Raw genomic sequence first — 23568 nt, 5'->3', positions numbered from 1 at the left:
TCACAATTCAGTAACTGACTCATAAACATGCCGTAACAGGCCGCCGGTAGCTTTGACGCATTCAATCACCAATTTCTTGTTTGATGCCGTCAAAATTCTACGCTTTGGGCGCCACTGCGCTTGCCTTACTAGCCCTTTCCCAGCCCTCTGCTCAAGCCCAAGCCCTGCGCCAGGGCTTCGAGGGCGGTAGTGCCGATACCTGGTCCTTTACGCCCACGCCCGCTACCTACAACTTTGCCAGCCTGACCGATATCTGGGCGGCTGTGCCCAGCGTGGGTACTACCAGCGGCACGGCCAGCGTGCAGGCCACGCCCGCCGCCGGGGCGTCACTTTGGGGCATGCAGGACTTGCAAAATCCCACCACCATCGACGCAGCCATCTGGCACTTCCTGGATTTTGCCCCGGTGCAGCTCCAAACCGGTACATCCGCGGCCAACACCGTCAGCTTTAAGTATTTCACCAATGCTTTCGACGGCCCGGACTCCCTGGCCTATGTGGTGCAGTTCGACAACGGCACAGCCTGGCCGGCCACCAAAACCTACGTGCAGCTTAGCAAGGACACCCGGGCCTACCAAACGGTAACCATATCTATTCCGGCCGGCAGCACCCACGTACGCCTGCGCCTGGCCGCCAAGCAGAACGGCAACGAAGACTGGGCCGCCTGGGACGAGGTGGAGCTGACCCGCTCGGCCGTGGCCGTGCCGCCCACCATCCGCTTGGCTGCCAGCTCGGCCGTGTTCAACGAAAGCGCCGGCACCATTACTATTCCGGTCAGCATCCAGAATCCGGGCACTGCGGTCAGCACCGTGGAAGTGGCCCTGCAGCCCGGCCTGAGCACTGCCATCGCCGGTACCGATTTCACCTTCTCCAGCCCCCGTACGCTCACGTTTCCGGCCGGCAGCACTGCCGACCAGAACCTGGTGATTCCGCTCACCGATGACGCCCTGACCGAAGGAGCGGAGTATTTTAGCTTGAAGCTGCAAAACCCCGCCAATGCCACGCTGGCCGCCGGCGCCACCGAGTTCCTGGTATATATCAAGGACAACGACGGGGCGGCTCCCGTCCAGACCAAGGGCTTTACCCTGCGCCACCTGGGCAGCTACCAGAACGGCGCTGCCGGGACCAATTCGGCCGAAATCGTGGCCCACGACCCTACCACTCAGCGCCTGTACGTGGCCAACTCGGTCGGGGGCAAGCTCGACATTCTGAGTCTGGCCGGCAACGGCACGCTCACGCCGGTGTCGTCGGTCAATATTCTGCCCTACGGCAACATCAACTCCGTGGCCGTGCGCAACGGGGTGGTGGCCTGCGCTATGGAGAATACCAACCCGCAGCAAAACGGCAGCGTGGTATTCTTTGACCAGAACGGCGCGTTTCTCAAGCAGGTAACCGTGGGTGCGCTGCCCGACATGATTACCTTCTCGCCCGACGGCCGTCTGCTGCTGACGGCCAACGAAGGCGAGCCTAAGTCGGACTACAGCACTGATCCGGAAGGCTCGGTGTCGGTTATCGACTTCAGCGGGGAGTGGCCGGTCTGACCCAGGCCAGTGTGACGACCGTGGGCTTTACCAACTACAACGGCCAGGCTGCCCAGCTCCGCGCCGACGGAATCCGCCTCTACGGCGGCACGGCCACCACACCCAGCACCGTAGCCCAGGATCTGGAGCCCGAGTACGTGGCCGTTTCGGCCGATTCGCGCACGGCCTATATTACGCTGCAGGAAAACAACGCCCTGGCCACGCTCGACCTGACCACCCTGCAGTTTACCAGCGTGCGGGCCCTGGGCTACCAGGACCACAGCCAGCCCGGCTTTGCCCTCGACGCTTCCGACCAGACCCCGGACGTGCTGCTGGCCAACTGGCCCATCCGCGGCATGCGCCAGCCCGACGCCCTGGCCACGTTTGAAGTAGGCGGCCAGCGCTACCTGCTCACGGCCAATGAAGGTGACGCCCGCGAATATTCGGCCCTGACCGAAGCTGTGCGCCTGGGCGACGCCGCCTACCCGCTCGACGCCACAGCCTTTCCTCAGGCGGCTCTGCTCAAGAACACCCAGGCTTTGGGCCGCCTGAACGTGACCAACAAGCTCGGTGACATTGACGGCGACGGCGACTTCGACCAGATTTACGCCTTCGGGGCCGCTCCTTTAGCATTCTGAATGCTACCACCGGGGCGCTGGTCCACGACAGTGGCGACTTTCTGGAACGCCTCACCAGCACCGATGCCACCTTTGGCAGCATTTTCAACGCCAGCAACAGCACGGGCGTACCCGTTCGGAAAAACCGCTCGGACGACAAAGGCCCCGAGCCGGAGGGCGTCACCACAGCCGTCCTGCGCGACACGGTGTATGCCTTTGTGTCCCTGGAGCGCATCGGTGGGGTAGCCGTATTCAACGTAAACGACCCGGCCCAGCCGCGGCTGGTAGAGTACATCAACAACCGCAGCACTACCGCCGGCACCGGCGACCAAGGTCCCGAGGGCATCGTATTCGTGTCGGCTACCAACAGCCCGACCCGGCAGCCGCTGGTGATTCTGGCCAACGAGGTCAGCAGCACGGTGGCCGTGTATGGCGTGCAGCTGCGCGGCCCGGTTACGGCCACTACCACGGCCCAAACCGCTGCTCAGCCTTTGTTTGCTTATCCTAACCCCACGACGGGCGGAGCGGTGCAGCTTAGCCGCCCCGTGACGGGCACGCTCTCCGACGTGCTTGGTCGGCCGGTGCGGGAACTGCGGCAAGCTTCGGCAGTAGAAACTACGGGCCTCACGCCCGGCCTCTACGTGGTGCGCGCTCAGGACGGCGCCACGATTAAGCTTGTGCTGCGCTAGCAACCTTCGTAATTAATACAAAGAGCCTGGTTCCAGCGCGTCACGCCGGGACCAGGCTCTTTGTATTAATTACGAAGGTAGTATTGGACGCTATAGCACCAGAAGAACAGGAGAGAAGTAAAAAGCAAAAGGCCCTCCAGATTTCTCTGAAGGGCCTTTGCGGTCCGGACGGGACTCGAACCCGCGACCTCCGCCGTGACAGGGCGGCATTCTAACCAACTGAACTACCGAACCATTTGCTTCTTGGAAGCCAGCTGCGTTCCGTTGAAGTGATGCAAAAGTAGAGGCTCGGTTTCGATTCCACAACCCTAGCGCAATGTTTTTGCCGAAAAAAGCTGCGTGACGCGGCTTTGTAGCTGGTTTTAAGCGACATTAATTTTTGGGCGGCTAGTACTTTTCAAGCCAACAGGAGCAGGCTGGCGTCTGTGACAGGGGGCTAGCGGCGTCGTTCCAGCAGCACAATAGGGTCGTCGTGGTAGGTAGTGCGGGCAAATTCCCGGAAGCCAAACTTATCGGCCAGCCGCAAAGAGGCTACGTTGTCGGGGTCGATGATGCAGGTGATACGGTCGGCGGCCAGATGCGCTTCTGCCCAGGCCAGGGCAGCTTGCAGAGCCTGGCTGGCAAAGCCCCGGCCGTGCACGCTCGGCGTCAGCACCCAGCCGGCTTCCGGAGTGCCGCTGATGGAGGGAGTAAGGTCGCGCTGAAAATCGAAGAAGCCTACACCGCCGATGTAGCGGCCGGTAGCTTTTTCCTCAATGGCCCAGGTCCCGTAGCCGAGCATGGCCCAGTGGCCGAGCTGGCCCAGCAGGCGGCGCCACACGTCTTCCTGAGACTGGGGCTTATTACCCAGGAAACGGTAAAAGTCCGGATCGGTGTGCATGGCTGCGGCGTCGGGCAGGTCGCTGAGACGAGGGCCGCGCAGGAGCAGGTCGGGCGTTTCAAGCAGCGGAACGACGGGGGCCGGGGTGGCCAGCAAGCTTAGGGGAGGCTTCATGGCAGCAAAGTAGCAAATACAGCGGGCATCGGCCAGTGCTACTGAATTTGCAGACGGAGAGGGCTAAAAACGAAAAAGGCTCCCAGCGTGATGCTAAGAGCCTTTTGCGGTCCGGACGGGACTCGAACCCGCGACCTCCGCCGTGACAGGGCGGCATTCTAACCAACTGAACTACCGAACCATTTGCTTCTTGGAAGCCAGCTGCGTTCCGTTGAAGTGGTGCAAAAGTAGAAGCTCGGTTTCGATTCCACAACTCCGGGCGGACTTTTTCTGCAAATAAACTTTCCCGGCTGAGCTTTCTGGCTGTTTGTCAGCGACATTATTTTTTCAAAAAATCATTCCCGGCCCCAGGCGGCACGTATGGAGGCGTTTCGCTTACCTTTGCTTTTCTCTGGGGCTGCCTCGGGCAACCTCAACCCAGTTCCATTTCTGCCACCCCTGACGCATTCACCCCGGCGATGCTCCTCGATTTCGAACAACCCATTGCTGCCCTCGAAGGCAAGCTCCGCGAAATGCAACAACTGGCCCTCGACAGCCAGGTTGATGTATCGGAAGCCGTAACGGCCCTGGAAGCTAAAATCAAGGCTCTTAAGAAGGAAACCTATACCAATCTCACCCGCTGGCAGCGCGTGCAGCTCTCGCGCCATCCCGACCGGCCTTACACCTTCGACTACATTGAGGGCATGACCTCCAAGTTTGTGGAGCTGCACGGCGACCGGACCGTAGGCGACGACAAGGCCATGGTGGGCGGCTTTGCTGACCTGAACGGCCGCTCGGTCATGTTTATTGGTCAGCAAAAGGGCCGCAACACCAAGGAGCGGCAGTACCGCAACTTCGGTATGGCCAACCCCGAAGGCTACCGCAAGGCTCTGCGCCTGATGAAGCTGGCCGAGAAGTTCAACAAGCCCATTGTGACCCTGATTGACACGATGGGTGCCTTCCCGGGCCAGGAAGCCGAGGAGCGGGGGCAGGGCGAGGCCATTGCCCGCAACCTGAAGGAAATGTTCATGCTCAAGGTGCCCGTTATCTGCGTCGTTATCGGCGAGGGCGCTTCGGGCGGGGCCCTGGGCATCGGTATTGGCGACCGGGTGCTAATGCTGGAAAACACTTGGTACTCGGTTATTTCGCCTGAGTCGTGCTCCAGCATCCTGTGGCGCTCCTGGGACTACAAGGAACAGGCGGCCCAGGCCCTCAAGCTCACCGCTACCGACATGCTGGCCGCCAAGCTCGTGGACGGTATCGTGAAGGAGCCCCTGGGTGGCGCCCACACGGCCCCGGCCAAGATGATTGACACCCTGAAGAAAACCCTGATTAAAGCCCTGGACGAGCTCGAAGCTGTGCCCGCCGAGGAGCGCATCAGTCAGCGGATCGACAAGTTTTCGGCCATGGGCGTGGTTATCGAATAACGCGCTGCCGCCACACAACGTAACGGCGTAAGAAAAGACGTCATGCTGGGTTCTGCGGAGCCGGGCATGACGTTTTTTTATTCCTTGCTACCTTTCCGCCGATTCCCGGACCCCACCTAACTTCTCTTTCCCAATGACGGTTCATACCCTCGATACCGGTTTGTTCAAGCTCGATGGCGGCGCCATGTTTGGCGTAGTGCCCAAATCCATGTGGCAAAAGCTCAACCCGCCCGATGCTAACAACATGTGCACCTGGGCCATGCGCTGCTTGCTCATTGAGGACGGCAACCGCCTGCTGCTGGTCGACAACGGCATTGGTGACAAGCAGGACGAGAAGTTTCGGGGCCATTTCTATCTGCACGGCGACGATACCCTGGAAAAGTCGCTCCGGCAGCGGGCTATACCTCGGCCGACATTACCGACGTTTTCCTGACCCACCTGCACTTCGACCACTGCGGCGGCTCGGTGGTGCGCTCGGCTGATGGCAAGCTGGATCTGGCTTTCCCCAACGCAACTTATTGGAGCAACGAGGCCCACTGGGAATGGGCCGTACAGCCTAACCCCCGAGAAAAGGCCAGCTTTCTGAAAGAAAACATCCTGCCCATCCAGGAAAGCGGGCATCTGCGCTTTGTCGACCCTGCCGTGGGCGTGCCGACTGAACTACCCCAGTTCCAGGAAATCGTCTTTGCCGACGGCCACACGGAGAAGATGATGGTGCCGTTGGTCGAATACAAAGGCCGGAAGCTGGCATTTATGGCCGATTTGCTGCCGTCCACGGGCCACATTCCGCTGCCCTACGTGATGAGCTACGACATGCGCCCCTGGTGACGATGACCGAGAAAGAAGCCGTGCTGCGCCGGGCCGCCGACGAAAACTGGGTGCTGCTGCTCGAACACGACCCCACAGTACCCTGCTGCACGGTGCAGCACACCGAGAAAGGCGTGCGCCTGGCCGAAACCTTCCGCCTCGAAGACCTGTAGGCTGACTCGGACGTAACTATTTAACTCAGCCGTTATGCGCAAGCTCGGATTAGCCTTGTCGGGAGGCGCAGCGCGCGGAATTGCCCATTTGGGCGTGCTTCAGGCCCTGGATGAGCTGGAATTGCCCATCGGCCACATTGCCGGCGTCAGTTCCGGGGCCATTGCGGGAGCTTTCTACGCGGCGGGCTTTCCACCCCGGCAGATTTACCAGCTCCTGACAGATACCCGCTTCGTGCGCCTGCTGCGGCCCTCGTTCCGCTTGGGTCTGGTGCGCCTTGACCTGGTCGAAAAGCTCTACCAACACTACCTGGGCGCCGCCCCAACCTTTGCCGAGCTGAAAGTACCCCTTACCTTGGTAGCCACCGACTTAGCGGCGGGGCAGACGGTGTACTTTCAGGAGGGTGCCTTGCTGCCGCCCTTGCTGGGAGCCGCGGCCGTGCCTATCGTGTGCCGACCGGTGGAGTGGCAGGGGCAGGTGCTCGTGGATGGGGGCGTGATGAATAACCTGCCCGTGGAGCCGCTGCTGTTGCAACAAAACCTGGCGGTGGTGGGGGTACACTGCAACCCGATGAGTCCCCAGGCCCCGCTGACGACCTTGCGGGAAGTGGGAGAGCGTACGGCTTATTTGGCTATTTCCATGAATGTGCAGCCCCGCCTGGCCCAGTGCCACTTCGTGCTGGAGCCGCCCGCCCTGCACCAGTACCGGGTCACGGATTTGCGGCGGGCCAGTGAAATATTCAATATTGGCTATGCCTATACCATGAGTCAGGCCGAGGCCCTACACCGGTGCTTGGCCGAAGATTTAGCCACGAGTCAGGATTGAAATTTCTTTAGTTTTGGCTTCCAAACACTACCATTTTGGTAGGCGCCACCCTATTTGCATGGAAAAAGCACGAAAGACTTCTACGTTCTGGTACCAGTTTTCCCGTTTCTGGTTTAAGATAACGGGTTGGCGTTTAGGTCCCCAGGTGCCAGCGGGTATTCCCAAAAGCATGATGATTGCCGCCCCGCACACCAGCAACTGGGACTTCATGTTTGCCCGCGCCGCCTTTTACCTGATGGACGTGGACGTGCGCTTTACAGTGAAAAAATCCTGGGTAGACATTCCCGTGCTGGGTAAGCTGATGCTGGCCCTGGGCGCCCTGCCCGTAGATCGGCAAAAGAACAACAGCCTCGTAGACGGTATGGTGAACCTCTTTAATGAGCGCGACGAACTGGTCATTCTCATTACCCCTGAAGGCACCCGCGCCTACCAGCCCCGCTGGAAAAAAGGCTTCTACTTCGCCGCTATGGGGGCCAACGTGCCGATTCTGCTCGGCTATCTCGACTACAAAAACAAAGAAGCCGGCGTGGGCCCCGCGTTCTGGCCCACCGGCGACTACGAAAAGGACCTGGAGGAAATCAAGGCCTTTTACCGTACCAAGACCGGCCGCTTCCCGGAAAAAGGCGTGCGGTAGGCGCTAACCCCGCATTTAGCTGAAAAGTGAAAAGGTACGTTCTTAAAAAGACGTACCTTCTCTGCCTTACTGAGGCGGCCTTTCGTTATGGAAAAACTCAAAGTACTTCTGCTGATTCTGGGCGGGCTTGCCGTCTTCGTGTGGCGTATGGTGCAGAAAATGCGCGAAACGGCGCGGCGCGAGCAGCAGGAGCGGCCCCCGGCCCGGCCTGCAGGAGGCAATACGTCGTTTGAAGAAATGATGCGGCAGATGCAGCAGCAGAATCAGCGGGGCAACCCCGGCGTGCCCGCCCCAACGACGCCCGGCGGTCGGCGCCTGCCCAGGAACAAGCCCGAAGGCCCGCACCCTGGAACAGCCCGTGCGCAAGGCCCAGTCGCAGGAGCGTCGCGCGACGAATACCTCCCTGGAAAAAACCGTGGCTCCTGCTCGCCGCAACACCGGCATGGACCACCCGCCTGCCGATAACCCCTGCGCCGTCCCCGGCCCACAGCTCCGGCCCCCACGGCCCGGCGCGTCATCACCGACCGGCTCCGCACTCCCGCCGATTTGCGGGATGCCTTTATTCTGAGCGAAATCCTCAAGCGGAAGTTTGAATAGGCGTAGCTGCCAATGCTACGTGTGCGGCTTAATTTACCCTTATGGGACTACTCGTTATCTTGGTTTTGCCAACTATAGTAGCTACTGTGCTCTTGTTCGGCCTATTAAGTACAAATCGGTTAGGTCCGGTCAGACGGTCGGCCCTGCTGACAGCTTTTACTACTTTGGAGTGGGGAATTACCGGGTGTGCTACAACTACACTAGCTATTATACTTTTATACTTTGCGCGAGTGGCCTAGCGCAAGGCATGGCAGCGGGTGAGCCGAAATGCGTAACAGGAGCTACCATATTTTTGCCCGTCGGCAGTTTGTTTACAATGCTGGCATTGCTTACTGGTATGGCTCTGACTATCAGTCGGGCTATTCGTCAGCCCAAAGTTGAATAAGCTTATTTGTGGTCGGGGCAATTGCTTGGCCTAAAGCCTCTGCTATTAATCCTGGGTTAGCGCGTACGTCACCAGGTTAGCGCCCATGCGCAGGGCAGCTTCGTGCACGGCGGGCGGGTCGTCGTAGGTACCCACGTCTTCCCAACCGTTGCCCAGGTCGCACTCGAAGCTGTAGAAGCATACCAGCCGGCCTTTGTAGAGCAAGCCGAAACCCTGGGGCCGTTTGCCCTCGTGCTCGTGTACTTTAGGCAAGCCTTTGGGAAACTGAAACTTCTGGTGATAAATCGGGTGGGAGTAGGGCAGCTCCACGAACTCCAGCTCGGGAAACACCTTCTTCATTTCGGGCCGGATAAACTTGTCGAGCCCGTAGTTGTCGTCGATGTGCAGGAAGCCGCCGCCGGTGAGGTAGCGGCGCAGGTTTTTGGCCTCCGCCTCGGTAAACGACACGTTGCCGTGGCCGGTCATGTGCACGAAGGGTAGGTAAACAGCTCGGGCGAGTCGAGCTCCACCACGGCCTCATCGGGCGCAATGTTGGTCTTGAGCGTCTGGTTGCAGAAGCGGATCAGATTGGGCAGGCTGGTTTTGTTGGCGTACCAGTCGCCGCCCCGCCGTAGTGGAGCTTGGCAATGCGGAAGCTGGGCGCGGGGGCCGCCGCCGTCAGGGACAAAAGCAGCAAAAAGGAAAGCAGCAGGTTTTTCAGCATAGGAAACGGGAGCAGATACTGCCCAATAGACTACAAAGTAACGACCGGGTGGCAAAGTTCAGTGCCGGGACCACATTGCTGCCGTAATAGCGCCCTAGCACGGCTTAAGTTGCCCGGCCGCCAGAGATTCGCGAAGTTGCCGCTATTCTCCTGCTACAGCATGAAAATTCGCCGGTTGGCTTTCTATACCCTAGTTCTTTTGGTCGTCTGGGGCCTTGTGCACACAGGCGTCGTGGTAGCCGACGGCCTGACCGACTCCGGACAGCGGGCCGACGTAGCTGTAGTGCTAGGCAACACGGTCAACCGCGACGGCAGCTTGTCGGAGCGGCTGCGGCAGCGGCTGGACTGCGGCCTGCGCTTGTACCGAGCGGGGCGGGTGCAACGGCTGCTGGTTAGCGGCGGCTTGGGCAAGGAAGGCTTTTACGAAGGCAGCAAGATGCGGGACTATCTGCGGCGACAGGGCGTGCCCGATTCGCTTATTGTGGTGGATAATAAAGGCAACACCACTGAACTGACCGTGCGCAATACCCTGCGCCTGCAGGACAGCCTGGGTTTCCGGAGCCTGATTGCCGTTTCGCAGTACTACCATTTGACCCGCACCAAAATGCTGTTCCGTAAGGCCGGCTTCCCCCACATCAGCGGCGTGAGCCCCGGTACGTGGAGTGGCGGGATTTGTACTCCCTGGGCCGGGAGTTCGTGGGCTATTATCAGCAGCTGCTGTTTTAAGCCATATTCACTCCCTGGGACTTCACAGCAGCGTGGCGCTTCGGCCCGTAAAAAGTCGTTTCTTGCCAAGTACTGGCGCTTCAGGTCATTACCCTACCCATTTTAATTCACCTACTGCATGATTACCGGTAAAGACTTATTGAACCTGGGCCTGAAGCCCGGCAAGTGGTTTAAAGAAGCCCTGGAGCATATCAACACGCACGGCCTGGAAGGCGACGCGCTGCAGGCCTACCTCGATACGGTGAAGCCCGCCCCGGAAATTCCGCTACTGGCCCAGTCCGTGCCGTTTCACGAAAATATCAGCGCCGACTCGGCCGTGGAGCAGGACAACATCGACTACGTGCGGCAGTCGATGCAGCTACTCATGCGCACGCCCACGGTGGTAGCCGGCGCCATCATGCCCGACGCCTGCCCGGCTGGACCCCTGGGCACCATTCCGGTGGGCGGCATCGTCGTGGCCCGCAACGCCATTCACCCCGGCATGCACAGCGCCGATATCTGCTGCTCGGTAATGCTGACCAACCTGGGCCATGTCGACCCGAAAACCGTGCTGGATGCGGCCCAGCAGATTACCCACTTCGGTCCCGGCGGCCGCCCCGACGACCAGCAGTTTGCCCTGCCCGCCGACATTGAAGCCGAATTCCTTGCCAACCCGTTTCTGAACTCGGCACGCAGCCTCAAGTTTGCCCACGAGCACCTGGGCACCCAGGGCGACGGCAACCACTTTCTCTATGTGGGTATCTCGCGCAATACCGGCGACACGGTGCTCGTAACCCACCACGGTTCCCGCGGCCCCGGTGCGGCGCTTTATACCCAGGGCATGAAGGTGGCCGAACGATTTCGCCAGGCCATTTCGCCCGCCACCGACCCGCATAACGCCTGGATTCCCAGCGAGTCGGAGGAGGGGCAGCAGTACTGGGCGGCCCTGCAAACCATCCGGAAGTGGACCAAGCAAAACCACCTGTGCCTGCACGAGGCCATTGGCACTCAGCTGGGCGCGACGGTACAACAGCGGTTTTGGAACGAGCACAACTTTGTGTTTCGCGACGGGGACCTGTACTACCACGCCAAAGGGGCCACCCCGCTCGATTCGAAGTTCATGCCCGACATTACCGGTCCGCGCATCATTCCGCTCAACATGGCTCAGCCTATCCTGATTGTAGAAGGCACCACCACGGGCAATAACCTCGGGTTTGCACCCCACGGGGCCGGGCGGAACTTGAGCCGCACGCGCCATAAGTACAGCAAGATCGGGCAAACCAAGGAAGAGCTGTTTGCCGCCGAAACCCAGGGCATCGACGCCCGGTTTTTCTTCAACCAGATTGACATTTCCGAGCTACCCAGCGCCTACAAGGATGCCCGGGAAGTGCAGCGGCAGATTACCGATTTCAACCTGGCTACCATCGTGGACGAAATCCGGCCCTACGGCTGCATCATGGCCGGCGACTGGGAGCAGGATGCGCCCTGGCGCAAAAAGAAGCTGGCCAAGGAAGCCGCCCGCCTGGCCGCCGACGATACCCAGACCGACGGCTCGGCACTGTCGGAGGAGTAGAAGCAGGGAATAGGGCTGCTGATAAGAGTCTGGGCTGCCTACAGCTCCCGCACCACGTGTACGGTATGCACCGCTGCCAGAGCGGCCGTTTCGGTGCGCAGGCGGGAGGCACCCAGCGTGACGGGTCGGATGCCGCGGCCCAGGGCCAGCTCGATTTCCTGGGGCGTAAAGTCGCCCTCGGGGCCGATGAGCACGCAGCAGCCGGGGCCCTGGGCCGCTACGTGGGATAGAGCCGTCCGCTCACCTTCTTCCAGGTGGGCAATAAATGTGGTGGTGGGCTCTACGGTCGGGATAAAAGCGGCAAAGTCGGTCAGCTCATCCAGCTGGGGCAGCCAGGCCTGGCCCGACTGTTTCAGGGCGCTGACGGCAATTTTTTCCAGGCGTTCCAGCTTCAGCTCCCGCCGCTCGGAGCGGCTGCCGCGCAGAAACGTAATCCGGTCGACGCCAATTTCCACGGCCTTTTCCACCAGCCACTCCATCCGGTCCAGGTTTTTGGTGGGAGCCACGGCCACGTGCACGAAATAGGCGCGACGCTCCATTTGCTCGGTCTGGGTGACGCGCAGCTGGCAGCGTTTGGGGTTGGCATCAGCTACCTCGGCCTGGTATACGCCGCCCCGGCCGTCGACCAGAACGACAGCGTCGCCGGGGCCAAGGCGCAATACCCGCACGGCGTGCTTGCTTTCATCTTCGGGCAGGGTGTAGGTCGGGCCGTTGAGGTCGGGAGCATAGAAGGTGTGGGGCATGAAGCAAAAGTATCATTTCCAGACGTGGGAAGCGCAGCCAGGGCCTGTCGACCGGTGAGCCTCTGCCCGGCCACAATCTTTTTTGTATCAAACCCCGCTGCCGGGCGTAGAACAAGGCTGTCCAACCTGAACAATCCTACGCTATGAAGCACAAACCAAAAAAACTATCTGACCAAACAATCGTCATTACCGGCGCCTCTTCCGGCATCGGCCTGGTTACGGCCCGTATGGCGGCCGAAAAAGGTGCCAAGCTGGTGCTGGCCGCCCGCAGCGAAGAGGCCCTGCGCCAGCTTTGCGTAGAAATCAACGACCAAGGTGGCCAGGCTACTTATGTGGTGGCCGACGTGAGCAACCAGGAAGACGTGCGCCGCGTGGCCCAGGCCGCCCAGACCAAGTTCGGCGGCTTCGACACCTGGATCAACGATGCCGGGGTATCCATCTACGGGAAACTGGAGGATATTCCGGTGGAAGACATGCGTAAGCTGTTTGATACCAACGTCTGGGGGCTGATTTATGGCTCCCTGGAAGCGGTGAAGCACCTCAAGCAGCGCGGCGGTACCATCATTAATATTGGCAGCATTCTGTCGGAAAGCACGGCCATTCTGCAAACCATTTACTCGGCCAGCAAGCACGCCGTGAAAGGCTTCACCGACGGCCTGCGCATGGAGCTGGAAATGGACGAAGCCCCGGTAGTCGTGACCCTCATCAAGCCCGCCGCCATCGACACGCCGTATCCGCTGCACGCCAAAAACTACATGGAGCGCGAAGCCCAGCACGCGCCGCCTGCCTACGCCCCGAAACCGTAGCCCGCGCCATTCTGCACTGCTGCGAAGTGCCGGAGCGCGAAATTACCGTGGGTGGCGGCGGAAAAATGATTACCAGCATGGCCACCTTCGCGCCCCGCCTGCTCGACAAGTTCATGGAAAACGTGTTTGCCAAGCAGGAAAAAGCCGACTACGCCCCGCGCCCCCGCAACCAGAACGGCCTCGACCACGCTGCCGGCCGCCTCGAGGAGCGCGGCAACTACCCCGGTCACACCCGGGAGAGTAGCTACTACACTACCGCTACGCTGCACCCGCTGGTGACAGCCGCCGTGGCCGGAGCTGTGGGCCTGGGGGTAGCTGCCCTGGTGCGCAAGTCGCGTAACGGGAACAGCACTGCGCCTGCGCAGGAGTCGGAGTCACACAGCGCCCAGTGGATTGAATAACACCTCAGGCACTAAACGCCCAACAAAAAGCCCTGCTGGCAGCTGCCAGCAGGGCTTTTTGTTTTTCAGCTAATTCGTGGTCAGCCTAAGCAGCTACCTCAGCTACTTTCGGCGCGCCAGCCAGGATTTCCTCGTTGGCGAAGTCAGCGTACTTCTGGAAATTGTTCACAAACTTATCGGCCAGGGCCGCGGCGGTTTTGTCGTAAGCCTCCTTATCGGCCCAGGTGTTGCGCGGGTCCAGAATGTCGGAAGGCACGCCGGACACGGCCGCAGGTACTTCCACGCCGAAGATGGGGTGCTTGGTGAACGTCACGTCGTTCAGGTCCCCATTCAGGGCGGCCGTAATCATGGCGCGGGTGTAGCCCAGCTTCATGCGCGAGCCTACACCGTAGGAGCCACCGGTCCAGCCCGTGTTGATCAGCCACACGTTCACGTCGGGGTTTTCATCCATTTTCTGACCCAGCATTTCGGCGTACTTGGTGGGGTGCAGGGGCAGGAACACAGCACCAAAGCAAGCCGAGAATGTCGTCTGGGGCTCCGTAATGCCCATTTCGGTGCCAGCCACCTTGGCCGTGTAGCCACTCATGAAGTGGTACATGGCGTGCGACTTATCCAGCTTGCTGATGGGAGGCAGCACCCCGAAGGCATCGGCCGTCAGGAAGAAAATGTTCTTGGGAGCATCGGCTACCGACGGCTCGATGGCATTGTCGATATAGCTGATGGGGTAAGCCGTGCGGGTATTTTCCGTCACCGACTTGTTGGCGTAGTCTACCGTGTGGGTACCGGGAATAAAGCGCGTATTCTCTACGATGGAGCCGAACTTGATGGCATCCCAGATCTGCGGCTCCTTTTCGCGGCTCAGGTCGATAACCTTGGCGTAGCAGCCGCCTTCAAAGTTGAAGATGCCGGCGTTGGGCGTCCAGCCGTGCTCGTCGTCCCCAATCAGGCCGCGGTTGGGGTCAGCCGACAGCGTGGTTTTGCCCGTGCCCGACAGGCCGAAGAATACGGCCGTATCGCCGTCCTCACCCACGTTGGCCGAGCAGTGCATGCTCAGGGTGTTGTGCTCGTGGGGCAGCAGGTAGTTCAGCACTCCAAAGATGCCCTTCTTCATCTCGCCGGCGTAGCCCGTGCCACCAATCAGAATCATCTTCTTGGTGAAGTTCAGGATGGCGAAGTTGGCCTGACGTGTACCATCTACGGCGGGGTCGGCCTCAAAGCCGGGGGCGCAGATGATAGTAAAGTCGGGCAGCCACGACGTGTCGGCTCCCTCTGCGGGGCGCAGGAACATGTTGTAGCAAAACAGGTTATGCCAAGCCAGTTCATTTACTACGCGAAGCTTCAGCTGGTAGTCGGGGTTGGCGCCGGCGTAGGCTTCCCGCACGTACAGCTCCTTATCGGCCAGGTAGGTCACCATTTTGGTGTGGAGCTGATCAAACTTGTCAGCGTCGAAGGGAATGTTGATGTCGCCCCACCACACGGATTCGGCCGTGTTGGCATCTTGTACGACAAAGCGGTCCTTGGGCGAGCGGCCGGTAAATTTACCGGTGTCGGCCATCAGCGCGCCTGTGTCGGTGAGCGTGCCTTCGCCACGGCGAAGCGCGTGCTCAACGAGCTCAGCAGGCGTCAGATTGAGGTGCACTTCACCGGTTTGGGAGAACCCGAGTGGCTGCAAACGATTGCGGAGAGAGGTAGTAGCGGCAGTGTCCATCATGGGGCCGGGAGCGGGAAAAAATTGGGTGGGAGATGGGGGAATTGCAGGACAAAAGTAGACAAAAAATTGATACAGGGGCTTACGCCTGTTAGTTTTTCAGGAATTATAGCGAATTTTCGCTGATTAAGTTTCAGTCCGTGAGCAAATCCTGGCAAATGCGGGGAACTGTCCAGGGTTAGGAAACTTTTGTAGCTTTACAAACCTGCCTTAGGTTTGCCGCAGGCAGCTTTTTCTCTTTCCACCACTTCATTTCCTTTTCATGCAAACGACCTCCGCTGTGCGGGAGCAGCCTAGTACGCAACAAGGGCATCCTCCGGGGCTCTATCTATTGTTCTTTACAGAAATGTGGGAACGGTTCAGCTACTACGGTATGCGAGGCCTGCTTATGCTCTATCTATCCAAGACGGCTATGGAAGGCGGTCTGGGTATTGATGCGGCCAGTGCCTCCCTCATTTATGGCTACTTCACCGGCTTCGTTTATCTGACGCCCATCATTGGCGGCTGGCTGGCCGATAAATACATTGGTCAACGGCGGGCTATTCTCATTGGAGGTCTTACGATGGCGCTAGGACAGTTTTTTCTGTTCATGCAGCCCACGCTTTCGACGGAAGGCGCGCTCTTCGGCTTGCCCTGGCCTACCTTACTGGGGTTGTTGCTTCTGATCCTGGGCAACGGCTTCTTTAAGCCCAACATCTCGACTATTGTAGGCAAGCTCTATGAGCAAGGCGACCCACGTCGGGATGCAGCCTTTACCATTTTCTACATGGGCATCAACACGGGCGCCTTCCTGGCCCCCTGGTATGCGGTTATTTTGCCGAGGATTTGTTTGCTACTAAAACCCTGGTAAATGGGGCCGAGCAGGTAGCCAGCTACGGTTTCCGCTACGGCTTCCTGGCCGCCGGTATCGGTATGCTGCTGGGCCAGTTGGCCTTCAACCTGCTGGGTAAGCGTTTTCTGGGCGACGTTGGGATGTATCCCGAGGGCCGCAACGAAGACAAAACAGTGGTAAAAGCGCCGCTAACGAAGGAAGAAACCGACCGTATGGCCGTAATCTTCATTATTACCCTGTTCGTGGTATTCTTCTGGGCTGGTTTCGAGCAGGCTGGTTCTTCACTCACGCTCTACACCGATAAGTTTATCGACCGGGAGGTTGGCGGATTCCTGATTCCGACTTCGTGGTTCCAGTCGGTAAATGCCGGCTTTATTGTCTTGCTGGGCGCGCCGGTTGCGGCGTTGTGGGTATACCTGGGCCGTCGGGGCAAAGATCTGAGCATTCCCGTGAAGATGGGTCTGGGCATGGTTCTGCTCGGGGTAGGCTTCCTGTTCATGGTTGGCGCCGTAATGGAGCGCGGCGGCGACGTGGCCGATCAGGCTGTCAAAGCCAGCATCTGGTGGTTGCTCGCGACCTATTTCTTCCACACGATTGGCGAACTGTGCCTCTCGCCGGTGGGCCTTTCCATGGTGTCGCGCCTGTCGCCGGCCGCTCTCACTTCTATGCTGATGGGCGTGTGGTTTCTGGCGCCTTTCGTGGCTCAGATTGCCGGTGGCTACATTGCCGCTTACGTGGAAGAACTCGGCGCCCTGAAAGTGTTTGGCCTGATTGCCGGATTTGTTATCCTGGCCGGCCTGATTCTGATTGCCATTGCCAAAAAGCTGTTCCACATGATGCACGGCCGCGGCTAGTAGCCCTTAGCCAAGCATTCTTATCGAAAAGCCTCGTCGACTTCAGCCGGCGGGGCTTTTCTTGTGGCAAGTACTTGCTTACTGCTGTAGATACAACCCATGTTGGTAGCTCATTGCGCTTAGGTGTTACCTTGTTTCGCCCAGAATACCACAGCCGTTTGATCTGCTTAGCGAGAGTCTAAGTCAACAAAAAAGCCCCGCCGGACATGGTCCAGCGGGGCTTTTCATAGTCAGCTAAGCAAGCTGAGAGGCTTGATTACATCATGCCGCCCATGCCGCCCATGCCGGGGTTGCCACCACCAGCACCGCCTTTGTCATCCTCTGGCTCGTCCGAAATCACGCACTCGGTGGTCAGGAGCAGGCCAGCAATCGAAGCGGCGTTCTCCAGAGCCAGACGCGTAACCTTGGTTGGGTCGAGGATACCAGCAGCCATCAGGTTCTCGTAGCGGTCTTCGCGGGCGTTGTAGCCGTAGTCGCCCGAGCCTTCACGCACTTTCTGCACTACTACCGAGCCTTCGCCACCGGCGTTGGCTACGATGGTACGCAGGGGAGCCTCGATGGCCGTACGGATGATGTTTACACCGGTCCGCTCGTCGCCGTTGATGGTATCAACGCCTTCCAGCGAGTCCAGGGCGCGCACCAGGGCGACACCGCCGCCGGGAACCACACCTTCTTCTACGGCAGCGCGGGTAGCGTGCAGGGCGTCGTCAACGCGGTCTTTCTTCTCCTTCATCTCAACTTCCGTAGAAGCACCGATGTAGAGGATAGCAACACCACCCGACAGTTTGGCCAGGCGCTCCTGTAGCTTCTCCTTGTCGTAATCCGACGTGGTCGTGCCGATCTGCGCTTTGATTTCGTTGATGCGACCCGTGATGGTTTCTTTCTCACCACGACCGTTGACAATCGTCGTGTTGTCTTTGTCGATGATGATTTTCTCGGCCTGGCCCAGGTACTCCAGCGTAGCGCTGTCGAGCTTGTAGCCACGCTCTTCCGAAATAACGGTACCGCCAGTCAGCACGGCAATGTCTTCCAGCATCGCCTTGCGACGGTCGCCGAAGCCAGGAGCTTTTACAGCAGCAATTTTCAGCGAGCCGCGCAGCTTGTTTACTACCAGGGTAGCCAGGGCTTCGCCGTCCACGTCTTCCGAGATGATAACCAGGGGCTTGCCAGTTTGAACAACCTGCTCGAGTACGGGCAGCAGCTCCTTCATGGTGCTTACCTTCTTGTCGTAGATCAGCACGTAAGGGTTGTCGAACTCAGCCTCCATTTTCTCCGGGTTGGTCACGAAGTAGGGGGAGAGGTAACCACGGTCGAACTGCATGCCTTCCACCGTCTTTACTTCGGTTTCAGTGCCGCGGGCTTCTTCCACGGTGATAACGCCTTCCTTGCCCACTTTGTCCATGGCATCGGCAATCATCTGGCCGATTTCCATGTCGTTGTTGGCCGAAATAGCGCCTACCTGGGCAATTTCCGAGGAGTTCTCAATTTTCTTGGACTGCTGCTTCAGGTTTTCAACTACGGCCTTCACGGCCTTGTCGATACCACGCTTCAGGTCCATAGGGTTAGCACCGGCGGCTACGTTCTTCGAGCCAGCCGCGTAGATAGCCTGAGCCAGTACGGTAGCAGTCGTAGTACCGTCACCAGCCTGGTCGGCAGTCTTGGAGGCTACTTCTTTTACCAGTTGAGCACCCATGTTCTCGATTGGGTCGCTCAGCTCAATTTCTTTAGCAACGGTTACACCGTCTTTCGTAATAGTGGGCGCGCCGAATTTCTTGTCGATAACCACGTTGCGGCCTTTCGGGCCCAGGGTTACTTTCACGGCATTCGCCAGTTTGTCTACGCCGCGCTTCAGTTTGTCGCGACCGTCGGTATCGAATTGGATGTTCTTAGCCATCGTATTTAACAGAGAGGATGATTTCGGAAAGGAAAGGGTGGTTTACAGGACAGCGAAAATGTCCGACTCGCGCATGATCAGGTAGTCCTGGCCATCCACGGTGATTTCCGTGCCGGCGTACTTGCCGTACAGTACCTGGTCGCCCACCTTTACCTGGGGCTGAATTACGGTACCGCTGTCGGCCACTTTGCCTTCGCCTACAGCCACTACTTCGCCACGCTGGGGCTTCTCTTTTGCTGTATCGGGGATGATGATGCCCGATTTGGTTTTCTCCTCAGCAGCAGCCGGTGCAATGATGACGCGGTCAGCCAGCGGTTTCATGCTTAGTGACATATTGTTCGTTTTGGTTGAAAGGGTTGGTTGAAATGAACCTGAGCCCGCAGGCAACACTTCTTGTGCCAGCCTCCGCAAACCTGACAGAATGAACACGTTTTAGCCCTATTCGCAGTCAGGTTTTCACTGTGGCGTGCCCAGGTGTCAGGGAAACGGCAGAAAACGGCAGAGCCTTGGCCGGGTCTGCGAGGCGTGCTGCGGCGAGTCAAGCTCTACCTATGCAGTGGCCAGCTGGCCCAAACAAAAGCCGCTGCCCCAAGGAAGGAGCAGCGGCTTTAAAGAGCAAGTAAGGATTGACGCCTACTGAGCCGGAGTAGCGGCGGGCTGGGCGGGGGTAGCAGCCGGGGCAGTTGCGCCGGGAGCCGTGGCGGCGCCAGGAGCGGCCGGTGCTGGGGTAGCAGGAGCACCCGTAGGCAGTTTGGTTTCGAGGGCTCTCTGCTGGTTGACGCTGCGGATTGGGCCGGCAGCCTGCGAAGTACCATTCAGAACGTGGGTGCCCAGGGTCAGAATCATCAGGCCAATAGCGAAGCCCCAGGTCAGGCGCTCCAGCAAATCACCGGTCCGCTTTACGCCCATCAGGTTGGCTGCACCGCCCGAGCCAAACTGGCTCGAGAGTCCACCACCTTTGGGGTTTTGGGCCAGCACTACCAGCGCCAGCAGCAAGCATACGAACAGAATCAGGCCAATGAGAGCGTAATACATTTACTCGGTGGATTTCAGTTGTTGGATTTGTTCGGCAAAATACGCCTTTTTTTCCGGCTGGCGCATCATCAGCCGTTCATATATTTCAATTGCCTTCTCAATTTTGCCTTGCCGGACCATGATTTTTGCCAGGCTTTCCGAGGCGATATCCGGCACAACCTGGGTACTGCGCACCGATAAATCGGCCTGCTCCTCGGCCGAGGCGGGCAGGGCTGCCGGCGTGCGGAGCCGGGGCTGGTTGCGCAGAAACTTGTTGATCAGGTCGAAGGGAGAGGGAGCGGGGGGCGGCGGTGGCAAGTATTGAGGGGTTTGCTCCTGCAGCAGCGCGTCGGGCTCGAAGAACTCGGTAGTGGGCAGGGCCCAGCTTAGCTCGTCGGCCAGCTGCAGGCAGAACCCCAAGCGGCTGCCGCCACTCAGGGCATAGCCCAGGTGGTCATCCCCACGGAATCCGGCCGCCATTTCCGCCGCGGCTACCGGCTCTTCTTCCTCCAGGACCGGCAACTCATAGAGAATCTGCTCGGCGGGCTCCGGTATTCCCAGGCCAAACTCGAAGCGGGAGGTTCCAACTTCTATCGGCGGGCGAATCGGCGGTGCTACAGCAGGTAATATGTCATCATCAGGGCTGATGGCAGCCTGCTCCAATATCTCATGGGGCAACTTCTCATCCTGGATAACCTCCTGGTCAGATGAAGGCAATGCCGGGTTCGCCTCAAGCAGAACATCAGGCTCATCTGCTGGCTCTCCAGCAGTTTCGACTACCATATCGGCCGGTAACTCACCCCGTGCCTGCTCTTGGTCACTGGCAGGCTCTACGGACAGCTCGGGCTCAAGGGACTCGTCAGCTACGACCAATTCCGCTACTGGCGCCACGGTTTCAGCGTCAAGCGTCGCGACGGCAGCTGCTTCCTCGTTGGTCAGGGCCGTTTCCGGCTCCGCCTGTACTTCCTCAGTGGGTAGCGGAAACTCATCCTCGGCACCGCCAGCAGGAGCCTCATCTGATGACAAGTTAGTAGTACTGGTAGGCTCCTCCAGAAGTACGGAATTAGCCTCTACTAGCTCGGGCCCATCTGCTTCAGAATCCAGTACGCCAGTGTCGGGGTTCTCGGTAACGGGCACTGCTTCTGGGGTGCGGGCTAGCTCAGAATCCTCAGAGGCAGTTTCCGGGGAAGTATTCTCCACGGCCAACCCCGCTTCAACCAGCACTTGTTCTGCCGGCTCAACTACCGGCGCCGACGCCACTTCTTCTACCGAAGCGGTTTCTGCGACGTGGAATTCCGCTGTCGGAGGATCCGCCAAGGGCATTAGTGCTTCGGGTTGAGCACTGGTCAGTACGGCGGCTGGCTGCTCAATAAGGTGGCGGAGCAACTGCCGGTCGGTGGCGTAAGTGGCCGCCCGTCGCAGGCGCTGACTGGCCAGCATGCTGCCTTGGTCGTGCGCGGCCTTGGCCAGTAGCACGTGGGCCGTTTGGCAGTAGGGGAAAGCGGCGGCCAGTTGCTCAAGCTCCCGAATTTCGGCCTCCGAAATGGTGCCTACGTGGTCCAGAATGTGCAACAGTGACGCGCGGGTCATAGAAAAGGAAGTTAAAAGCCGGTCCGCCAAAGCCAGAACCAATGGCTTCCGGCAGACCGGAGCCAGGAAGCCCGGCCGGATACGGGGCGGCAAAAGTGCATCAATTTACGCAGGAAACCCACGCCGGCGGCAAATTGACCGAAAACGGGCCTTACCAGTTGGCTACCGACTTATTAAAAGTATCGGTAATAATGTTGGTAACCGGGACGCGGATGGCATTCGGGTTATTGTTGATGCTGGTCAGGTCCTCGTTGGCACCGAAGGGGGCATAACTCTGGAAGGTTTGCTCAAAATCCTGTTTTGGGTCCTTGGTATTCGTAAACCGGACCCGTACCTGAATGGTGAGGCGGTTTTCGGCAGCCTGGGTAACCCCATTGGTGTTCTGAATCGTGGCCGGAGCGAAGTCAAAGGCAATAATCTGGCCTTCGAACTGCAGGTCCCCGTCGCGCGGTACCAGCTTAAGAGTGGTGTTGCGCTGGTAAAAATCCTTGAAGTCCTCCGTAAAGCGCTGGGAAATGTAGGACGGAGCGTTATTGGCCGTGTTCTGAAAGGTCTGGACGGAAAACGTCTTGACGGCAGGGTCAATGTTGGTGCCGGCAAAGGAGTACACGCCACAGCCCGACAGCCAGGGGAGGAAGGATAGAACTACCAGCCAGGTTGCCAGATATTTACAGTTGTTCCAGGTCATATTGTTTTAGCTTCCGGTATAGTGTCCGCTCGGAAATTCCCAGGTCGTGGGCCGCGTACTTGCGCTTGTTGTGGTGCTTTTTGAGGGCCTTCATGATCATCTCCTTTTCCTTGGCCTCCAGGGAAAGGGTTTCCTCCTCGGTTTCGTGCGGAATGTCTTCCACGCGCTGCGGTTCCTCCTCGTAAGTAGCCGCATCTTCCACCGATATTTCGGGCCGCGGGGTGATGAAGTACTCCGTGGCGCCGCCCTCGGTGGGAGCAGAACGGGTCAGGCGGTTGTTTTCGTACACCGGGGCCACGTTCAGGTTGTTGAACAGGTGGCTGTTCTGGCGCAGCAGTTCCTGGGTTTCGGCCGGGCGCTGTCCGGCGGCCATATCTAGCACCATCTTTTTCAGGTCCGTCATGTCGCGGCGCATGTCAAAGAGCACCTTGTAGAGCAGATCCCGCTCGGAGTAGCTGCTGGCTTCAGCTCCGGCGCCGGAGGCGCTCAGCAGCATGGGCAGGCGGCTGCTTTGCTCGGCGGGCAGGTACTGGCGCAGGCGAGTGCCGTCCACGTCCCGCTCAGTTTCGAGCACCGACATCTGCTCGGCCACGTTCTTGAGCTGGCGAATGTTGCCGGGGAAGCTGAAGCGCTGCAGTTCTACCACCGCGTCGGAGCTCAGGGCAATGGGCTTAACGCGGTAGCGCTCGGCAAAATCCGTAGCAAACTTTCTGAACAGTAAGTAAATATCGTCGCCCCGTTCACGCAGGGGTGGAACCGTAATGGGGACGGTGTTGAGGCGGTAATAGAGGTCTTCGCGGAACTTGCCTTCGCGCACGGCGTCGAGCAGGTTCACGTTGGTAGCAGCCACCACGCGCACGTCGGTCTTCTGTACTTTGCTGGAGCCCACGCGGATAAACTCCCCGTTTTCGAGCACGCGCAACAGGCGGGCCTGGGTACCCAGGGGCATTTCTCCAATTTCGTCGAGGAAGATGGTGCCGCCGTTGGTGACTTCGAAATAGCCTTTGCGGGCTTCCTGGGCGCCGGTAAACGAGCCTTTCTCGTGGCCAAACAGCTCGGAGTCAATGGTGCCCTCGGGAATGGCCCGCAGTTGATGGCAATAAACTGCCCGTGCTTGCGCGGCGAGAGGGCGTGGATAATCTTGGAAAAGGATTCCTTACCCGAGCCGCTTTCTCCGGTGATGAGCACCGTCATATCGGTGGGCGCCACCTGAGCCGCCACCTGAATGGCGTAGTTCAGGGCCGGCGCGTTACCGATGATGCCGAAGCGTTGTTTGATGGATTGTATTTCGGAAGGTGTCAAGGTCGGAGGTTGGGTTTTCGGTAGGAGGACGGAAAGCTGCGGGTTTTACTTTGGGTCGCCCAGTAAAACAGTTGTCATCCTGAGCAGAGCGAAGGACCTTATTAGGTTAGAAC

19 protein-coding genes, 2 tRNA genes and 4 pseudogenes are annotated in these 23568 nt (G+C 59.2%); 13 read left to right on the top strand and 12 right to left on the bottom strand.

From position 1 onward, the window contains the following. Positions 1–83: 83 nt before the first annotated feature. Positions 84–1538: a choice-of-anchor I domain-containing protein gene (locus MUN79_RS32395; RefSeq protein ID WP_244674560.1), complete on the top strand. Its 1455-nt coding sequence runs from the start codon at positions 84–86 to the stop codon at positions 1536–1538. Continuing rightward, a pseudogene (locus MUN79_RS32390) lies at positions 1526–2823 on the top strand (choice-of-anchor I family protein). Before MUN79_RS32395 ends, MUN79_RS32390 begins: the two are co-directional and overlap by 13 nt. Positions 2824–2983: 160 nt before the next feature. Here MUN79_RS32390 and MUN79_RS21170 read toward each other — a convergent pair. The 3 genes from MUN79_RS21170 to MUN79_RS21160 all read right to left on the bottom strand — a co-directional run bounded on the left by MUN79_RS21170 (position 2984) and on the right by MUN79_RS21160 (position 3998). Further along, positions 2984–3057: transfer RNA gene (locus MUN79_RS21170), tRNA-Asp, on the bottom strand. A gap of 202 nt (positions 3058–3259) precedes the next feature. Next, on the bottom strand, positions 3260–3817 hold the full coding sequence (locus MUN79_RS21165) for a GNAT family N-acetyltransferase (RefSeq protein ID WP_244674557.1): 558 nt from the start codon (positions 3815–3817) through the stop codon (positions 3260–3262). Positions 3818–3924: 107 nt separating this feature from the next. Beyond that, positions 3925–3998, bottom strand: a tRNA-Asp gene (locus MUN79_RS21160). A gap of 277 nt (positions 3999–4275) precedes the next feature. Between MUN79_RS21160 and MUN79_RS21155 the strand changes: the two genes are divergently transcribed. The 5 genes and pseudogenes from MUN79_RS21155 (at position 4276) to MUN79_RS21135 (ending at position 8125) form a co-directional block, all read left to right on the top strand. Further along, on the top strand, positions 4276–5223 hold the full coding sequence (locus tag MUN79_RS21155) for an acetyl-CoA carboxylase carboxyltransferase subunit alpha (protein ID WP_244674556.1): 948 nt from the start codon (positions 4276–4278) through the stop codon (positions 5221–5223). 133 nt (positions 5224–5356) lie between these two features. Then, positions 5357–6203, top strand: a pseudogene (locus MUN79_RS21150) (MBL fold metallo-hydrolase). A 34-nt stretch (positions 6204–6237) separates the two neighbouring features. Continuing rightward, positions 6238–7026, top strand: a complete 789-nt coding sequence (locus tag MUN79_RS21145) for a patatin-like phospholipase family protein (RefSeq protein WP_244674555.1) — start codon at positions 6238–6240, stop codon at positions 7024–7026. A 58-nt stretch (positions 7027–7084) separates the two neighbouring features. Next, on the top strand, positions 7085–7660 hold the full coding sequence (locus tag MUN79_RS21140) for a 1-acyl-sn-glycerol-3-phosphate acyltransferase (RefSeq protein WP_244674554.1): 576 nt from the start codon (positions 7085–7087) through the stop codon (positions 7658–7660). 87 nt (positions 7661–7747) lie between these two features. Beyond that, entirely contained in the window at positions 7748–8125 is a 378-nt protein-coding gene (locus MUN79_RS21135) for a hypothetical protein (protein WP_244674553.1), read from the top strand. A gap of 562 nt (positions 8126–8687) precedes the next feature. On the opposite strand, the pseudogene MUN79_RS21130 reads toward MUN79_RS21135, so the two are convergent. Then, a pseudogene (locus tag MUN79_RS21130) lies at positions 8688–9345 on the bottom strand (DUF4159 domain-containing protein). Between the two features lie 160 nt (positions 9346–9505). Between MUN79_RS21130 and MUN79_RS21125 the strand changes: the two are divergent. Together MUN79_RS21125 and MUN79_RS21120 are read left to right on the top strand one after the other, a co-directional pair. Beyond that, the gene (locus MUN79_RS21125) at positions 9506–10177 is read left to right on the top strand and encodes a YdcF family protein (protein ID WP_244674552.1); all 672 of its coding nucleotides are present in this window, start codon (positions 9506–9508) and stop codon (positions 10175–10177) included. 12 nt (positions 10178–10189) lie between these two features. After that, positions 10190–11623, top strand: coding sequence for an RtcB family protein (locus MUN79_RS21120; RefSeq protein WP_244674551.1), 1434 nt, complete (start codon positions 10190–10192; stop codon positions 11621–11623). Positions 11624–11661: 38 nt separating this feature from the next. Here MUN79_RS21120 and MUN79_RS21115 read toward each other — a convergent pair whose 3' ends face one another. Further along, positions 11662–12366, bottom strand: a complete 705-nt coding sequence (locus MUN79_RS21115; RefSeq protein WP_244674550.1) for a 16S rRNA (uracil(1498)-N(3))-methyltransferase — start codon at positions 12364–12366, stop codon at positions 11662–11664. 143 nt (positions 12367–12509) lie between these two features. Between MUN79_RS21115 and MUN79_RS21110 the strand changes: the two genes are divergently transcribed. Next, positions 12510–13172: an SDR family oxidoreductase gene (locus tag MUN79_RS21110; protein WP_244674549.1), complete on the top strand. Its 663-nt coding sequence runs from the start codon at positions 12510–12512 to the stop codon at positions 13170–13172. A gap of 26 nt (positions 13173–13198) precedes the next feature. Then, the gene (locus MUN79_RS21105) at positions 13199–13573 is read left to right on the top strand and encodes an SDR family oxidoreductase (protein WP_244674548.1); all 375 of its coding nucleotides are present in this window, start codon (positions 13199–13201) and stop codon (positions 13571–13573) included. 85 nt (positions 13574–13658) lie between these two features. Here MUN79_RS21105 and pckA read toward each other — a convergent pair whose 3' ends face one another. Beyond that, positions 13659–15281 carry a phosphoenolpyruvate carboxykinase (ATP) gene (gene pckA, locus MUN79_RS21100; protein ID WP_375378267.1) on the bottom strand — a complete coding sequence of 541 codons (1623 nt, stop codon included), beginning with the start codon at positions 15279–15281 and terminating at the stop codon, positions 13659–13661. A gap of 262 nt (positions 15282–15543) precedes the next feature. On the opposite strand from pckA, the gene MUN79_RS21095 reads away from it, so the two are divergent. Both MUN79_RS21095 and MUN79_RS21090 read left to right on the top strand, forming a co-directional pair. Then, entirely contained in the window at positions 15544–16131 is a 588-nt protein-coding gene (locus tag MUN79_RS21095) for an oligopeptide:H+ symporter (RefSeq protein ID WP_262922912.1), read from the top strand. Continuing rightward, positions 16107–16967 carry a peptide MFS transporter gene (locus MUN79_RS21090; protein ID WP_244674546.1) on the top strand — a complete coding sequence of 287 codons (861 nt, stop codon included), beginning with the start codon at positions 16107–16109 and terminating at the stop codon, positions 16965–16967. The genes MUN79_RS21095 and MUN79_RS21090 overlap by 25 nt, the downstream gene beginning before the upstream one ends. 256 nt (positions 16968–17223) lie before the next feature. Here the strand turns inward: MUN79_RS21090 and groL are convergent, their stop codons facing one another. The 6 genes and pseudogenes from groL to MUN79_RS21060 form a co-directional block, all read right to left on the bottom strand. Further along, entirely contained in the window at positions 17224–18861 is a 1638-nt protein-coding gene (gene groL / locus MUN79_RS21085; RefSeq protein ID WP_244674545.1) for a chaperonin GroEL, read from the bottom strand. Between the two features lie 42 nt (positions 18862–18903). Further along, the gene (gene groES, locus MUN79_RS21080; protein WP_100336272.1) at positions 18904–19194 is read right to left on the bottom strand and encodes a co-chaperone GroES; all 291 of its coding nucleotides are present in this window, start codon (positions 19192–19194) and stop codon (positions 18904–18906) included. 300 nt (positions 19195–19494) lie between these two features. Further along, positions 19495–19896, bottom strand: coding sequence for a preprotein translocase subunit SecG (secG, locus tag MUN79_RS21075; RefSeq protein ID WP_244674544.1), 402 nt, complete (start codon positions 19894–19896; stop codon positions 19495–19497). Beyond that, positions 19897–21465, bottom strand: a complete 1569-nt coding sequence (locus tag MUN79_RS21070; protein WP_244674543.1) for a DUF8458 domain-containing protein — start codon at positions 21463–21465, stop codon at positions 19897–19899. It lies immediately after the preceding gene. Between the two features lie 151 nt (positions 21466–21616). Next, positions 21617–22153, bottom strand: coding sequence for an LptE family protein (locus MUN79_RS21065; protein ID WP_244674542.1), 537 nt, complete (start codon positions 22151–22153; stop codon positions 21617–21619). Further along, a pseudogene (locus tag MUN79_RS21060) lies at positions 22134–23455 on the bottom strand (sigma-54 interaction domain-containing protein). Before MUN79_RS21060 ends, MUN79_RS21065 begins: the two are co-directional and overlap by 20 nt. Positions 23456–23568 lie beyond the last annotated feature (113 nt).

Origin of the sequence: Hymenobacter cellulosilyticus, assembly GCF_022919215.1 — a bacterium.
In the GTDB taxonomy this organism is placed as follows: domain Bacteria; phylum Bacteroidota; class Bacteroidia; order Cytophagales; family Hymenobacteraceae; genus Hymenobacter; species Hymenobacter cellulosilyticus.
This window is presented reverse-complemented; position numbering and strand designations above follow the sequence as displayed.

Coding starts and splice junctions, on each gene's coding strand:
- MUN79_RS32395 (WP_244674560.1), top strand. CDS start 84: ATGCCGTCAAAATTCTACGCTTTGGGCGCCACTGCGCTTGCCTTACTA.
- MUN79_RS21165 (WP_244674557.1), bottom strand. CDS start 3,817: ATGAAGCCTCCCCTAAGCTTGCTGGCCACCCCGGCCCCCGTCGTTCCG.
- MUN79_RS21155 (WP_244674556.1), top strand. CDS start 4,276: ATGCTCCTCGATTTCGAACAACCCATTGCTGCCCTCGAAGGCAAGCTC.
- MUN79_RS21145 (WP_244674555.1), top strand. CDS start 6,238: ATGCGCAAGCTCGGATTAGCCTTGTCGGGAGGCGCAGCGCGCGGAATT.
- MUN79_RS21140 (WP_244674554.1), top strand. CDS start 7,085: ATGGAAAAAGCACGAAAGACTTCTACGTTCTGGTACCAGTTTTCCCGT.
- MUN79_RS21135 (WP_244674553.1), top strand. CDS start 7,748: ATGGAAAAACTCAAAGTACTTCTGCTGATTCTGGGCGGGCTTGCCGTC.
- MUN79_RS21125 (WP_244674552.1), top strand. CDS start 9,506: ATGAAAATTCGCCGGTTGGCTTTCTATACCCTAGTTCTTTTGGTCGTC.
- MUN79_RS21120 (WP_244674551.1), top strand. CDS start 10,190: ATGATTACCGGTAAAGACTTATTGAACCTGGGCCTGAAGCCCGGCAAG.
- MUN79_RS21115 (WP_244674550.1), bottom strand. CDS start 12,366: ATGCCCCACACCTTCTATGCTCCCGACCTCAACGGCCCGACCTACACC.
- MUN79_RS21110 (WP_244674549.1), top strand. CDS start 12,510: ATGAAGCACAAACCAAAAAAACTATCTGACCAAACAATCGTCATTACC.
- pckA (WP_375378267.1), bottom strand. CDS start 15,281: ATGGACACTGCCGCTACTACCTCTCTCCGCAATCGTTTGCAGCCACTC.
- MUN79_RS21095 (WP_262922912.1), top strand. CDS start 15,544: ATGCAAACGACCTCCGCTGTGCGGGAGCAGCCTAGTACGCAACAAGGG.
- groL (WP_244674545.1), bottom strand. CDS start 18,861: ATGGCTAAGAACATCCAATTCGATACCGACGGTCGCGACAAACTGAAG.
- groES (WP_100336272.1), bottom strand. CDS start 19,194: ATGTCACTAAGCATGAAACCGCTGGCTGACCGCGTCATCATTGCACCG.
- secG (WP_244674544.1), bottom strand. CDS start 19,896: ATGTATTACGCTCTCATTGGCCTGATTCTGTTCGTATGCTTGCTGCTG.
- MUN79_RS21070 (WP_244674543.1), bottom strand. CDS start 21,465: ATGACCCGCGCGTCACTGTTGCACATTCTGGACCACGTAGGCACCATT.
- MUN79_RS21065 (WP_244674542.1), bottom strand. CDS start 22,153: ATGACCTGGAACAACTGTAAATATCTGGCAACCTGGCTGGTAGTTCTA.